This is a genomic window from Cohnella massiliensis, assembly GCF_900169535.1.
In the GTDB taxonomy this organism is placed as follows: Bacteria; Bacillota; Bacilli; order Paenibacillales; family Paenibacillaceae; genus Cohnella; species Cohnella algarum.
Genome location: NZ_LT821259.1, coordinates 2529054 through 2541964, shown reverse-complemented (window position 1 = coordinate 2541964; position 12911 = coordinate 2529054). Strand labels below are relative to the sequence as shown.

Genomic DNA, 12911 nt, shown 5'->3' with positions numbered 1-12911 from the left:
AAAGGATGAAAAGGTCATGGTCGCTGGGCGCTATCGGGATTTTGACATTGACGGCCGCGCTGTCCGCGTGCGGCGGCGGCAATAACGGAAATTCGTCCGCTTCCGGCGAGCCGGCGGCGCCGTCGTCGCAGGCGGCAAGCGAATCGCCTTCCGGGCCGGGGCCGGCTTCGGGCATCGAGAATCCGCGGGTTGCCTTCGTGTACATCGGTCCTCCCGGGGACGGCGGCTGGACGTACCAGCACGACCAAGGAAGGCTGTACATGGAAAAGGAGCTCGGCATCGAAGCGGACACGGTCGAAAACGTTCCGGAAAGCGCGGATGCCGAACGGGTGATCGCCGAACTGGCGCAAAATCACGACATCGTGTTTACGACCAGCTTCGGATACATGGATCAAACGCTGAGCGTCGCCCGGAAGTTCCCCGACGTTAAGTTCGAGCACGTCTCCGGATACAAGACGAACGACAACATGGCCACGTATTTCGGAAAAAACTGGGAAGCGAGCTATTTGAGCGGGATCGCCGCCGGCAAAATGACGAAGGTGAACAAGATCGGCTATATCGCCGCGTTCCCGATCCCCGAACTCATATACAACATCAACGCGTTTACGCTGGGCGTGCAAAGCGTCAACCGGGACGCCAAAGTTAGCGTCGTCTGGTCGAACACCTGGTTCGATCCGACGACGGAGCGAAACGCCGCCATCAGCCTTCTCGACCAGGGAGCCGACGTGCTGCTCGCCTATCAGGACTCGCCCGCGGCGCTGCAGGCCGCGGCCGAAAGGGGCGCGATGGCCGGAGGCAACGACTCCGACATGACGCGGTACGCTCCCGAAGCGTACTTGACGAACCCGGTCTGGAACTGGGGGCCGTACTACGTGAAAAAAGTGAAGGCGCTCATGGACGGCACGTGGACGAACGAACCGTACCTCGGCTCGTTCCGGGACGGCATGGTCGATATCGCGCCGCTCGGCCCGAGCGTCCCCGACGACGTCAAACAGCTGGTCGAGGAAACGAAGGCCAAATTCGTGGCCGGCGAGCTGAACGTGTTTACCGGACCGATCAAGGATCAAAGCGGAACGGAGAAAATCGCCGCGGGACAGGAGCTTGCGGATGCCGAAGTTCTTGAAATGAACTGGTTCGTCGAAGGCGTGGAAGGCACGATTCCCCAATAAGGAAGATTCGAACCGACAAATCCCTTGCTCAAGGGATTTGTTGGTTTAAGCGGAAGAAGAGCGCCGAGGGCGAGGGTGCAGGCATGGTTGCTCCCTCGAGGCGGAGCGCAAGGAGGAAACGGCAATGGCGGAAACGTTCTCGCTCGAAATGAAGCGGATCGTCAAGCGGTTCGGAAGCGTGCTGGCGAGCGACGGCGTCGATTTCAGCTGCAAGCCCGGCGAGATTCACGCTCTGCTCGGAGAAAACGGAGCCGGCAAGAGCACGATCATGTGCATGCTGTCGGGCGTTTATCGTCCGACGGGCGGCGACATTTTTATCCATGGCCGAAACGTGCGGATACGGTCCCCGAAAGACGCGGCCAAGCTCGGAATCGGCATGGTCTATCAAAACTTCCGCCTTGTGCAGACGCTCACGGCGACGGAGAACATCGTGCTCGGCGAGAAGGGCTCCTTATGGCGGGGGGCGAAATGGATGCGGCGAAAACAGGAGGAAATCGATGCGATCGCGCGGCGGTTCGGACTGGCGTTTCCGGTCGATCGGCCGATCTGGCAGCTGTCGGTCGGGGAGCAGCAGCGGGTGGAGATCGTCAAGACGCTGTACCGGGAAGCCGAATTCATCATTTTGGACGAACCGACCTCGGTTCTGACGCCGGGAGAGGCGGAACGGCTGTTCGCAACGCTGGAGCAAATGAAAGCCGAAGGCAAAACGGTCATTCTGACGACGCACAAGCTGAAGGAAGTGATGGCCGCGGCGGATCGCATTTCGGTCATGCGCAAAGGGAAGATGATCCGTACGGTCGATAAGGCCGCGACGAGCGAACGGGAATTGACGCTTTGGATGGTCGGCAAGGACGTCGCCGCCGATTCGCGCGAACGGGCGCCGCGTCCGAAAGGAAATCTATTGCTTGACGTTCGGGAGCTGGACGTTTACGCCGAACACGGACGGAAAGCGCTCGACCGGTTGACCTTGAACGTGTACGAAGGCGAAATCGTCGGCGTGGCGGGCGTTGCCGGCAACGGGCAGAAGGAACTGGCCGAGGCGCTTGGCGGCTTGATTCCATGGAAGAAGGGGAGCGTCTCGTTTGCCGGCAAGTCGTTCAACGCCGCATCCGTCCGCGCCGCGATCGAAGCCGGCATCGCCCACGTTCCGGAAAACCGGATGAAGAGCGGCCTCGCCGGCAGCCTCGGCGCCGTCGACAATCTGCTGATCAAGTCGTACCGGACGGCCGACCGTTCGAAGTTCGGATTTTTGCGGATCGGCGCGAACCGCGAGTGGGCGCAGAAGCTCGTCGAGCGGTTCGACGTCAAGACGCCGAATCTCGAAACGCCGGTTCGGCAGCTGTCCGGCGGCAACCAGCAAAAGCTTCTGTTCGCCAGGGAAATCGATCGCCGGCCCCTGCTCATGGTGGCCGTTCATCCGACCCAAGGACTTGACGTCGGGGCGGCCGAAGGCGTGCACCGCATGCTGTCCGATCTGCGCGACGATTCGAAGGGCGTCCTTCTCATCTCCGAGGACCTGGATGAAATTTTGCGGCTGGCGGACCGGATTTTGGTCATCTATGGCGGCCGGATCGTCGGAGAGATGGGAAGGGAGGAAGCCGACCGTCAGACGATCGGCATGTACATGGCCGGGCTAACGCCGGAAAAGGGGGTGGCGGGATGAGCGAGCGAACGACCGCAGCCTTGCCGCCGGAGCCGCGGACGGCGCGCGCGCCCGGACGCTTTCCGTTTCGAATCGAAATCGATCCCGCCGGCAAGGAGAGCCCTTGGTGGATGACGATCGCGTCGGTCGTCCTCGCGCTTCTCGTTTGCGCCGTCTTCATCGCCGCAAACGGGAAAAATCCGGTCGAAGTGTACGCCAAAATGCTCCAAGGAGCGTTCGGCAGCGAATTCGGGTTTACGGAAACGCTGGTCAAGGCGATTCCGCTGCTGCTATGCGGCCTCGGCGTCTCGATCGCTTACCGGATTTCCGTCTGGAACATCGGCGCGGAAGGCCAGTTTGCCGCCGGGGCGATCGCGGCGACCGCCGTCACGATTTATTTTCCGGAACTGCCGTTTTATGCGGCCATCCCGCTCATGATCGCGTTTGCGGTTGTCGCGGGCGGGGTTTGGGGCGCGCTGACCGCCATCCCGAAGGCGTTTTTCCAGGTTAACGAACTCATAACGTCGCTGATGCTGAACTATGTGGCGCTGCTGGCGCTCGATTACTTCGTGTTCGGCCCGTGGCGCGATCCGAAGGGCTTCAATTTTCCGGGCACGCCGATGTTCACCGAGGCTCAGTCGCTGCCGACGCTGGGCGGTACGCGGCTGCACTTCGGCCTTGCGATCGCGCTTGCCGCCGTCGCCGTCTACGCTTTGGCGATTCGCTACACGCGCTGGGGCTACGAGCTGCGGCTGATCGGCGCCAATCCGGAAGCCGCCAAAAACGCCGGCATCCGCCTCAATCGCCACATTCTCGTCGTCATGATCGTCAGCGGGGCGCTTGCGGGCATCGCGGGCATGGCCGAAGTGTCGGGCGTCGCGCACCGGCTGATGTACGGCATTTCGCCCGGCTACGGCTATACCGCGATCATCGTCGCCTGGATCGCCAAGCTGCATCCGCTCGGCCTGATCGCCGCTTCGGTTCTGTTCGGCGGTCTGATCGTAGGGGGCTACAGCGTGCAAACGCTGGGCCTCCCGTCTTCGATCTCAAGCATGCTGCAGGGGGCCATTCTGTTTTTCCTGATCGCCGGCAACATGCTCGCCAAATTCCGCTTGCGCCGCAACGGCCGATAGGAGGTGGGGAAATGGATTGGCTCGCCCAACTGGCAACCGCCGCGATCGCGTCCGGCACCCCGCTCCTGTTCGCGACGCTCGGAGGGATCCTGATCGAGCGTTCGGGCATCATCCAGCTCGGGGCGGAAGGCTTGATGCTGATGGGGGCGGTGACGGCCTGCATCGTGTTTCTGCAAACCGAAAGCTTCGTCCTGACGCTGCTGGCGGTCGCCGGCATCGGGGCGGCGCTCGGGGCGCTGCATGCGTTTATGTGCGTCACGCTCCGGACGAACCAGGTTGTCAGCGGGCTGGCGATGACGCTGTTCGGGGCGGGGCTGAGCGCCTATTTGGGCAAATCCGTGACGGGGCTGCCTCTTCCCGGCGCCGTGCCGAAGGTGGAACTTTCGTTTCTGGCGCCGATTCCGTTCGTCGGCGACGTGTTCGCCCGCCTCGATGCGCTTGCTTGGCTGAGCTTCGCGCTTGTCCTCGCGCTGCATCTGTTCATCCATCAGACATCCTGGGGGCTGCACCTGCGGGCGATCGGGGACGATCCGGCGACGGCGGACGTCATGGGCATCCGCGTCCAGTTGTTCAAGTACGGCTGCGTTGCCGCCGGCTCGGTTCTGATCGGGCTGGCCGGCGCGGATCTGCTGCTCGTTTATTCCCCGACCTGGATCGAGGGGATGACGGCCGGCCGCGGCTGGATCGCGGTGGCGCTTATCATTTTCGCCCGGTGGAATCCGCTGCGCGCCTTGTTTTGCGCTTATTTTTTCGGCGTCATGGATACGATCGGCTTTAAAATCCAACTGCTCGGCAGCGAGATTCCGTCCTATTTTCTGAAGATGATCCCGTACATCGTCACGATCGCCGTTCTGATGTATTTGGGCTGGCGGAACCGCAACAAGCCGACGGGGGCGCCGGAAGCGCTCGGGGTTCCGTACATTCGGGAGCAGCGATCGTGAACCGGCGAATTCAAAACCCGCTTTTTCGCCGAAACAAGTTTTTTAGCCGCCGTTAGAAACGCATGTCTTCGACTTGCGCGAAATCTCGTAACACAATTTCAGGGAGGGGAGTTCGATGACAATGCATCAAGAGGAGTTTGTTCCGTCTCCCTCCGTATGGCAGCCCGCCGATCCGGGGACGGCCGTTCGATGGAAGGAACAGTTCGGGCCGGACGCGGCATACGTGGCCGGCAGCACGCTGCTTCGCACCCAATGGGAGGCGGGGACGGCGGTTATGCCCCGGCATCTGATCGATTTGAGCTCGATTCCGGGGCTTTCCGGCGTTTCGCTTCAGGATGGGGAACTGGCGGTCGGGGCGCTGACCACGCTCGGGCAGTGCCGAAACGATCCGCTGATCGGGGAGTTCGCCCCGATGCTGCGGGAGGCGGTCCGGGCGATCGCCGGCTGGTCGGTTCGCAACTTGGCCACGATCGGCGGCAATGTCGCGTTTCGCGTCGGGGACGCGCTGCCGGCGCTGCTCGCCTTGGACGCCGATCTCGTTTGGCACGACGGGCGGGCCGAACGGGCGGAGAAGGCGGCCGACTGGCTGGCAAGTTCCGCAAGCCCGGATGCGCGGCTGCTGACGCAACTTCGGCTGCCGGTCGCGCAGGACGATGCGAATTCGAACGCAAAGCGAATGTTCGCTTATCATAAAGTCGGACGAAGGGAAGCTTTCACGCCTTCGCTTGTCACCGTCGCGCTAAGCGCGCATACGGAGCCGGACGGCGTCCTGCGCCGCGTGCGGATCGCGGCCGGCGGCGGTCAGACGCCGCCGAAGCGGCTGATGCGCGTCGAGCGGCTGCTGGAAGCGCGCAAGCCGGATCCGGAAGCGCTGGGCGAAATTTACCGGGCCGCGCTGGAAGAGTACGAGCCGAAGCCGGATCCGTTCGCTTCGAACGAATATCGCAAAGCGGCGTGCGCCAACCTTATCGTCGCGGAGCTGTGGAAACAGGCCGGCGCCGGCCCGCAACAGAAGGAGGGAGCCTGATGCTGAATCGGAAGACGAGCGGGAGCAGATGGCGGGTTCGTCCCGACGGCCCGGACAAAGTGTCCGGACGCTTGCCGTATTTGACGGATTTGTCCTCGCCCGATATGCTGTACGGCCGCGTTCTGAGAAGCCCTCATCCGCATGCCCTCCTCAAATCGATCGACACGGCGAAGGCGCGTTCGATCCCCGGCGTCCGAGCTGTGCTGACGAGCGCGGACGTGCCCGGGCTGAACCGCTTCGGCATCGCGAAGCCCGACCAGCCGGTGTTTTGCGAGGACCGGGTGCGGTTTATCGGGGACGCGGTCGCGGCCGTCGCCGCCGAATCGGAGGAGCTCGCGGCCTACGCGCTCGCGCAAATCGAGGTCGAATACGAAGAGCTCGACGTCGTCGACGATCCCGAGCGGGCGCTGGCCGAGGATAGCGTCAAGCTGTTCGAGCACGGCAACGTGCTGCACCGAAACGACTACGGATTCGGCGACGTCGAGGCGGGGTTCGCGGCATGCCGCTTTATCGTGGAAGAAACGTACGAGACGCCGAGGCAGATGCACACCTATATGGAAACCGAAGGCGGCCTGTTCGTCCCGGAAGCGGACGGCAGGCTGACGGTTTACGCGCCGACCCAGCACGGATTTATGGACCGGATGCAGCTGGCGCGCATCCTGAACCGGCCGGAGGATTCAATCAGGGTCGTATCGAGTCCGATCGGCGGTTCCTTCGGCGGAAAAGACGAGCTCAACGTCCAGCCGTACGGAGCTCTCCTCGCGCTCGCCTGCGGCCGTCCGGTCAAGGTTCACCATTCCCGCTGGGAATCCGTAAGGGCGGGACTTAAGCGGCACCCGATGAAAATTACGATGAAAACGGGCACGGACGAAAACGGCAGGCTGCTTGCCCACCGCGTCCGGGTCGTCTCGGACGCGGGACCGTATTCGACGCTCAGCGCCGAGGTGCTGAACTTCGCGGTAGAGCATGTGCTGGGGCCCTATGTTTACGAGGCGGCCGAAGTCGAGAGCGTGTCCGTCTTTACGAACAACGGAATGTCCGGCGAATTCCGCGGCTTTGGCGGCAACCAGGCGATCTTCGCCTTGGAGGGCCAGATGGACCGCCTGGCCGAGCGGCTCGGCCTCGATCCTTGGACGTTTCGGCTCATGAACATGCGGCAGCCGGAAGATCCGGGGCCGTTCGGCCAGCCGATCGCGCCGACGGACGGGGCGCGTCTCGTATGGGAGGCGCTGCCGGAATGCCGGCTATGGCGGGAAAAAGCGGCCGCAACGGCCGAAAGGGACCGGCTCCCGTGGATCAAAACCGGTTACGGAGCGGCGTTCGTCATGCACGGCGCGGGCCTCGGCGTCGGCATTCCCGATCCAGCGGGCGGCCGCCTGCGGCTCGCGGAAGACGGAAAAATCGAGGCTGCGTTCGGATACGAGGAGTTCGGCCAGGGGCTCCTCGCGTCGCTGGAGCAGATGCTGATCGAGCAATTCGGCTTTGCGGCGAGCGATTTGCGCATCGTCATCGGCGATACCGACGCCGTGCCGGACAGCGGCTCCAGCACGGCATCGCGGGCGACGAGCATGATGTGGCAGTCGCTGAGGCGCTTGCGGCCGCCGTTCGTCGGGGCGCTGCGCCGGCAGGCCGCGCTCGCGCTCGGAATCGCCGAGGAGCGGCTCATTCCGGGCGCGGGCGGGATCCGGTCGGCCGATTCCGGAGAGCTCCTGCTTTCTTACGCGGCGCTTGCGGCCGGATCGACCGAGCCGATCGCGGCGGAAACGAGCTTTTCGTTTCCGACTTCTTCCGTCGACCGCGTGGGCGCGCACTTTTTATACAGCTATGCCTCCGTTGCGGTCAAGGTCGAGGTCAACACGCTGACGGGCCGGGTCAAGGTGCTGAACCAGTTCCACGCCGTGTCCGCCGGGCCTGTCGTCAACCCGCAAGGTTATCTCGGCCAAATCGAAGGCGGGAGCGGCATGGCGCTCGGCTTTACGCTGACGGAAGACGCGGTCATGGATAAAGGCTTGTATTTGACCCGCAACCTGGACACGTACCTCGTGCCGACGATTGCCGATGCGGGCGGCGGGTTCGAGGTGCTCGCGATCGAGGATTTGCCCGACGGAGACGAACACGGACCGCGCGGGATCGGCGAAATCGGTTCGGTCGGGCTCGCTCCGGCGATCGCCCAGGCGGTGTTCGACGCGGTCGGCAAACGCGTCCGCAAGCTGCCGATCGATCCCGAGCAGCTGCAGGAACAGCCGAATTTTTTGCCGAAGGCGGTGGAACTTCGATGAGCGACGCAATTCGCCGGGCCACGGCGGAAACTTTTATACTGGAATGCGAGATTAACGGACAGAACGCAGCGCTTGACGTCGCCCCGGCCGAGCGGCTCCTTTCCGTTTTGCGGGACGGCCTCGGGCTTACCGGAACGAAGCGTTCCTGCGAAATCGGCCGCTGCGGCGCCTGCATGGTGCTGATCGACGGCCAACCGGTCAATTCGTGCCTGACGATGGCCTACCAATGCGCAGGCAAAAAAATTACGACGATCGAAGGGCTCTCTTCGGAAAACGGCCTGAACGCCGTGCAGAAGAGTTTTTTGGAGGAAGGCGGCTATCAATGCGGCTACTGCACGCCCGGCATGGTCGTGACCGTTACGGCGCTGCTTCGCGAAAATCCGCGCCCGACGGCGGAGGACATCGAAGAAGCGCTGTCGGGCAATATTTGCCGCTGCACGGGATACGCGGGCATTCTCCGCTCGGTCCGGAAGGCGATGGAAGCGAGCGGGGAAGGGGGAGCGACGGCATGAAGGGCAACGGCAGGGAACGGTTGAAGGAAAAAACGGGAGACAAAGAGGTTCACCTTACGTTTTTGCGGTTAAGCATCGAAGCTTCCGTCAAGGCGCGGCGGACCGGGAACACGCCGTTCGGCGCCGTTCTGGCCGACAAATACGGCAGGGTGCTGTGGGAGCAGGGCAATGTCGAGATGACCGAGCGCGATTGCACGGGGCACGCCGAAGCCGCGCTCATGCGCGCGGTGTCGAAGCGGTTTACGAAAGCCGAGCTTTGGGATTGCACGCTCTATACGACGGCCGAGCCTTGCGCGATGTGCGCCGGAGCGATATATTGGGGAAATGTCGGCCGCGTCGTGTACGGGATTACGGAGCATCGCTTGGCCGAGCTGACCGGCGACGACGAGCGGAATTTGACGCTCGACTTGCCTTGCCGGGACGTTTTTGCGAGGGGGAGGAAACCGATCGTCGTGATCGGCCCCTTCCCCGAAATCGAGGCGGAAGTCGTAGCCGCGCATGAGGGGTATTGGAGATGAAGGAAACGGTGAAAAAAAGTTCTGTAAACGAAATTAACGCGATGGACCGGGACGAATTCGTCCGAACGCTGGGCGGCGTCTTCGAGCATTCGCCCTGGGTGGCGGAAAGCGCGTGGGCGCTGCGGCCGTTTGCCTCTGGGCAGGAGCTGCACGAAGCGATGATGCGGACGGTCCGCCGCTCCGGCCCCGATGCGATCCTCGAGCTGCTCCGCGCCCATCCGGACTTGGGGACCCGGCTTGCGGTCAGCGATTATTCCGCGGCGGAGCAGCAGGGAGCCGGACTTGGCGAATTGACCCCGGAAGAATACGAAACGTTCCGCGGGCTGAACGAAAGCTATGTCGGGAAATTCGGTTTTCCGTTTATTCTTGCCGTTCGGGGAAAAAATAAGGAAGATATTTTGGCCGCCATGCAAAAGCGGATCGACCATTCTCCGGAAGCGGAGCGCGAGCAGGCGCTGCGGGAAATTGAAAGGATTACCGGTTTTCGGCTCGCCGATCTGATCGAAGGCGACGGGGAGGCGACGGCATGAGCGGGCGGCTGACGACGCATGTGCTGGACGTTTCGATCGGCCGGCCCGCCGCGGGAATGCGGGTGCAGCTGTGGCGGCTAGCGGAGGAGGGCGTTCGGACGCTGCTGAAGGAAGCGTTCACGAACGAGGACGGCAGATTGGACGAGCCGCTGCTCGCGGAGGGCGAAATGGCCGAAGGAACGTACGAGCTGATGTTCGATGCGGGAACGTATTTTCGGGGAACGGCGGGCGCCGTTTTCCTCGAATGGATTCCGGTGCGCTTCGCGATCGCGGAGCCGGAATCGCATTATCACGTTCCGCTTCTCGCCGCTCCCGGCGGCTACAGCACGTACCGCGGAAGCTGAATGAGAGAAATTTGCGAGGAAGAGGCGAAGCGCACGACGGCAACGGCGTCGGGACGGGAGAAATCCGCGGGTCCCGGCGCCGTTCTTCGCCATGCCGGTTTGCGCTCGCTCGCGGCGCGCGGGGGACCACCGGCGGGGCCCGGGCGAACGGGAAACCCGTGCCGGGATTGTATCGGAGCTGAGCGCCCTTATTTCCTCGTGTTTCCCCGTTTTCGCGCCGAATTATCGTCCATAGCGTTATTTCATTCCGTTTATAGGCATCCAATCCCGAATTTAGACGAATAAGATCTCCGGCAGCCGTAAGCGCCCTCTTGATCAAGCTTGTGCTCCGTCCCATCCGTCGAATCCGGACCTATGGCCGGTCGGAGGAGGGGGAATGCCCAAGCGGAGGGAGCTTATGTTGGATTTTGTCCAACCAAGGGAGCAGAAATTGGGGAAACCGCTGTCTAGAGTGGATTTTATCCAATGAGGAACTTGGAATTTTGGTCGAAAAAGCGGAAAAGGCTCCGCCAGATTGGACAAAATCCAACGAAGACGACGTGTTTTGCGAAAAAGCCGGTTTTGATTGGATGAAATCCAACCAAGCTTTGCCGAATTCAGTACCATCCCGTGCAACTTCGCAAAACCTGCGCAACCTGCGCAACCCACGCAAACTGCGCATCCCGCGCAACCCGAAAAACCCGCAAAAACCCGCAAAAACCCGCAAAAACCCGCAAAAACCCGCAAAAACCCGCAAAAACCCGCAAAAACCCGCAAAAACCCGCGTCCCCCTCGTTCATCCCGCCAGGAAGTTTGCCAAGTGCCTGCATGCTGCCGCCTCTTGCGCTATCCCGCTAACCTCCCTTTAACGGTAAGAGGAAGTCCGTCTATTCAAAGGACGCCGCCGGGGATTTTTCTTAGAGGTGTTAAGGTTAATCGCTTGACATCGCCGGGCGAATTGCGTAACATAAGATGAGTTGAAACGCTGTAAAGTGCTTTTCCTTGACAATGGCGAGGGGTGAACCTTTGTGCATGGGGAGAACGCGCTGGAGAAGACGAACCGCATCAACGTTTTGTTCGATTTTTACGGTTCGTTGCTGACGGAGAAGCAGCAGACTTTTCTCAAGTGTTATTATCAGGACGACTATTCCCTCGGCGAAATCGCCGAAGAGTTCGATATTAGCCGGCAAGCGGTGTACGAGCACCTGAAGCGGGCGGAGCAAGCGCTGGAAGACTATGAAGCCAAGCTTTCGCTGACGCTCCGGCACGAACGGCTGCGGCAAGGGTTGAACAAGCTGGAGCGGCAGGTGAGCGAGCTTCCCTCGCCGTGGCGGCAATCGCTCGAAACGACCGTTTCGCTGCTGCGGATCGCGGACAGCGGGCAGCCTCAGGGTGACGCGTAAGGTTCGGACAGGTACGATTACGATTCGGAAGGAGGGGATCCGGCATGGCGTTCGAAGGATTGACGACGCGCCTGCAGAATGTGTTCGGCAAACTGCGGGGCAAGGGCAAGCTGTCGGAAGACGACGTAAACGAAGCGATGCGCGAGGTCAGGCTGGCGCTGCTCGAGGCGGACGTCAACTTTAAAGTCGTCAAGGATTTCATCGCGAAGGTGAAGGAGAAAGCCGTCGGAGCCGAAGTCCAGAAGAGCTTCACTCCCGGCATGGTCGTCGTCGACATCGTTCACAAGGAATTGATCGAGCTGATGGGCGGCACGCAGGCGAAGCTCGCCAAGTCGAACAAGCCTCCGACGATCGTGCTGATGGCCGGTTTGCAAGGCGCGGGCAAAACGACGCTCACCGGGAAGCTCGCGAAGCTTTTGCAATCGCAAAATCATAAGCCGCTGCTCGTGGCCGGCGATATTTACCGCCCCGCGGCGATCAAGCAACTGGAAGTGCTGGCCGGCCAAATCGGCGTTCCGGTGTTCACGCTCGGCGATCGGGTAAGTCCCGTGGAGATCGCGAAGCAGGGAGTGCAGCTCGCGAAGGAGCAGGGCAACGATTACGTGCTCATCGATACGGCGGGCCGGCTTCAGATCGACGAAGCGCTCATGGAGGAGATCAAGCAAATCCATGCGGCGGTGAAGCCGGACGAGGTGCTGCTGGTCGTCGACGCGATGACGGGCCAGGAAGCCGTCAACGTCGCGAAAAGCTTCCACGAGCAGCTCGAGCTGACCGGCGTCGTGCTGACCAAGCTGGACGGCGACACGAGAGGCGGCGCGGCACTGTCGGTCAAGGCCGTCACCGGCTGTCCGATCAAGTTCGCCTCGATCGGCGAGAAGATCGACCAGCTCGAGCCGTTCCATCCCGACCGGATGGCTTCGCGGATTCTCGGCATGGGCGACATGCTGTCGCTGATCGAGAAGGCGCAGACGAACATCGACGCCGAGAAGGCGAAAGAGCTCGAGAAGAAAATGCGCACCGCCGACTTCACGTTCGAGGATTTCCTCGAACAGATGGAGCAGGTGCGCAAGCTCGGACCGCTCGATCAGCTGCTCGACATGCTGCCCGGCATGAACAAAGTCAAAAACATGCCCAACTTCAAAATCGACGAGAAGCAAATCGCCCGCACCGAGGCGATCGTCAAGTCGATGACGAAGGCCGAAAAGCAAAAGCCGGATATCATCAACTACAGCCGCCGCAAGCGGATCGCGGCCGGCAGCGGAACGACGCTTGCCGACGTCAACAAGCTGATCCGGCAGTTCGAGGACATGAAGAAGATGATGAAGCAGTTTTCCGGCATGATGGGCCCCAAAGGTCCGAAGGGCGGAATGAAAGGCCTGAAAAACATGAAAAACATGCTCGGTGGCAAAAACATGAAGTTCCCGTTTTGACCGC

General features: G+C 61.8%; 13 protein-coding genes. All 13 read left to right on the top strand.

Translation table 11 applies throughout. The annotated features are described in order from the left end of the window. Positions 1-5 precede the first annotated feature (5 nt). The 13 genes from B7E11_RS25655 to ffh all read left to right on the top strand — a co-directional run bounded on the left by B7E11_RS25655 (position 6) and on the right by ffh (position 12907). Entirely contained in the window at positions 6-1169 is a 1164-nt protein-coding gene (locus tag B7E11_RS25655) for a BMP family ABC transporter substrate-binding protein (RefSeq protein ID WP_420830694.1), read from the top strand. A 124-nt stretch (positions 1170-1293) separates the two neighbouring features. Beyond that, a complete protein-coding gene (locus B7E11_RS25650; RefSeq protein ID WP_080840130.1) occupies positions 1294-2832 on the top strand; it encodes an ABC transporter ATP-binding protein in 1539 nt (512 codons plus the stop codon). Further along, positions 2829-3944, top strand: coding sequence for an ABC transporter permease (locus B7E11_RS25645; protein WP_080840128.1), 1116 nt, complete (start codon positions 2829-2831; stop codon positions 3942-3944). Before B7E11_RS25650 ends, B7E11_RS25645 begins: the two co-directional genes overlap by 4 nt. Positions 3945-3955: 11 nt before the next feature. Then, positions 3956-4885, top strand: coding sequence for an ABC transporter permease (locus B7E11_RS25640; protein WP_080840126.1), 930 nt, complete (start codon positions 3956-3958; stop codon positions 4883-4885). A gap of 115 nt (positions 4886-5000) precedes the next feature. Continuing rightward, positions 5001-5912 carry an FAD binding domain-containing protein gene (locus tag B7E11_RS25635; RefSeq protein WP_080840124.1) on the top strand — a complete coding sequence of 304 codons (912 nt, stop codon included), beginning with the start codon at positions 5001-5003 and terminating at the stop codon, positions 5910-5912. Continuing rightward, positions 5909-8191, top strand: a complete 2283-nt coding sequence (gene pucD, locus B7E11_RS25630) for a xanthine dehydrogenase subunit D (protein WP_080841012.1) — start codon at positions 5909-5911, stop codon at positions 8189-8191. Before B7E11_RS25635 ends, pucD begins: the two co-directional genes overlap by 4 nt. Further along, positions 8188-8703, top strand: coding sequence for a (2Fe-2S)-binding protein (locus B7E11_RS25625; protein WP_080840122.1), 516 nt, complete (start codon positions 8188-8190; stop codon positions 8701-8703). Before pucD ends, B7E11_RS25625 begins: the two co-directional genes overlap by 4 nt. Beyond that, on the top strand, positions 8700-9221 hold the full coding sequence (locus B7E11_RS25620) for a nucleoside deaminase (protein ID WP_080840120.1): 522 nt from the start codon (positions 8700-8702) through the stop codon (positions 9219-9221). The genes B7E11_RS25625 and B7E11_RS25620 overlap by 4 nt, the downstream gene beginning before the upstream one ends. After that, positions 9218-9751 (top strand): 2-oxo-4-hydroxy-4-carboxy-5-ureidoimidazoline decarboxylase, encoded by a 534-nt coding sequence (gene uraD / locus B7E11_RS25615; protein ID WP_080840118.1) that lies wholly within the window; start codon positions 9218-9220, stop codon positions 9749-9751. The genes B7E11_RS25620 and uraD overlap by 4 nt, the downstream gene beginning before the upstream one ends. Continuing rightward, on the top strand, positions 9748-10095 hold the full coding sequence (gene uraH, locus B7E11_RS25610; protein ID WP_080840116.1) for a hydroxyisourate hydrolase: 348 nt from the start codon (positions 9748-9750) through the stop codon (positions 10093-10095). The genes uraD and uraH overlap by 4 nt, the downstream gene beginning before the upstream one ends. Positions 10096-10577: 482 nt before the next feature. Beyond that, positions 10578-10943, top strand: coding sequence for a hypothetical protein (locus B7E11_RS29845; RefSeq protein WP_176220901.1), 366 nt, complete (start codon positions 10578-10580; stop codon positions 10941-10943). 159 nt (positions 10944-11102) lie between these two features. Further along, complete coding sequence (ylxM, locus tag B7E11_RS25600) at positions 11103-11477, top strand: YlxM family DNA-binding protein (protein WP_080840112.1); 375 nt, start codon at positions 11103-11105, stop codon at positions 11475-11477. A gap of 44 nt (positions 11478-11521) precedes the next feature. Beyond that, positions 11522-12907, top strand: coding sequence for a signal recognition particle protein (ffh, locus tag B7E11_RS25595; RefSeq protein WP_080840110.1), 1386 nt, complete (start codon positions 11522-11524; stop codon positions 12905-12907). Positions 12908-12911: the final 4 nt, after the last annotated feature.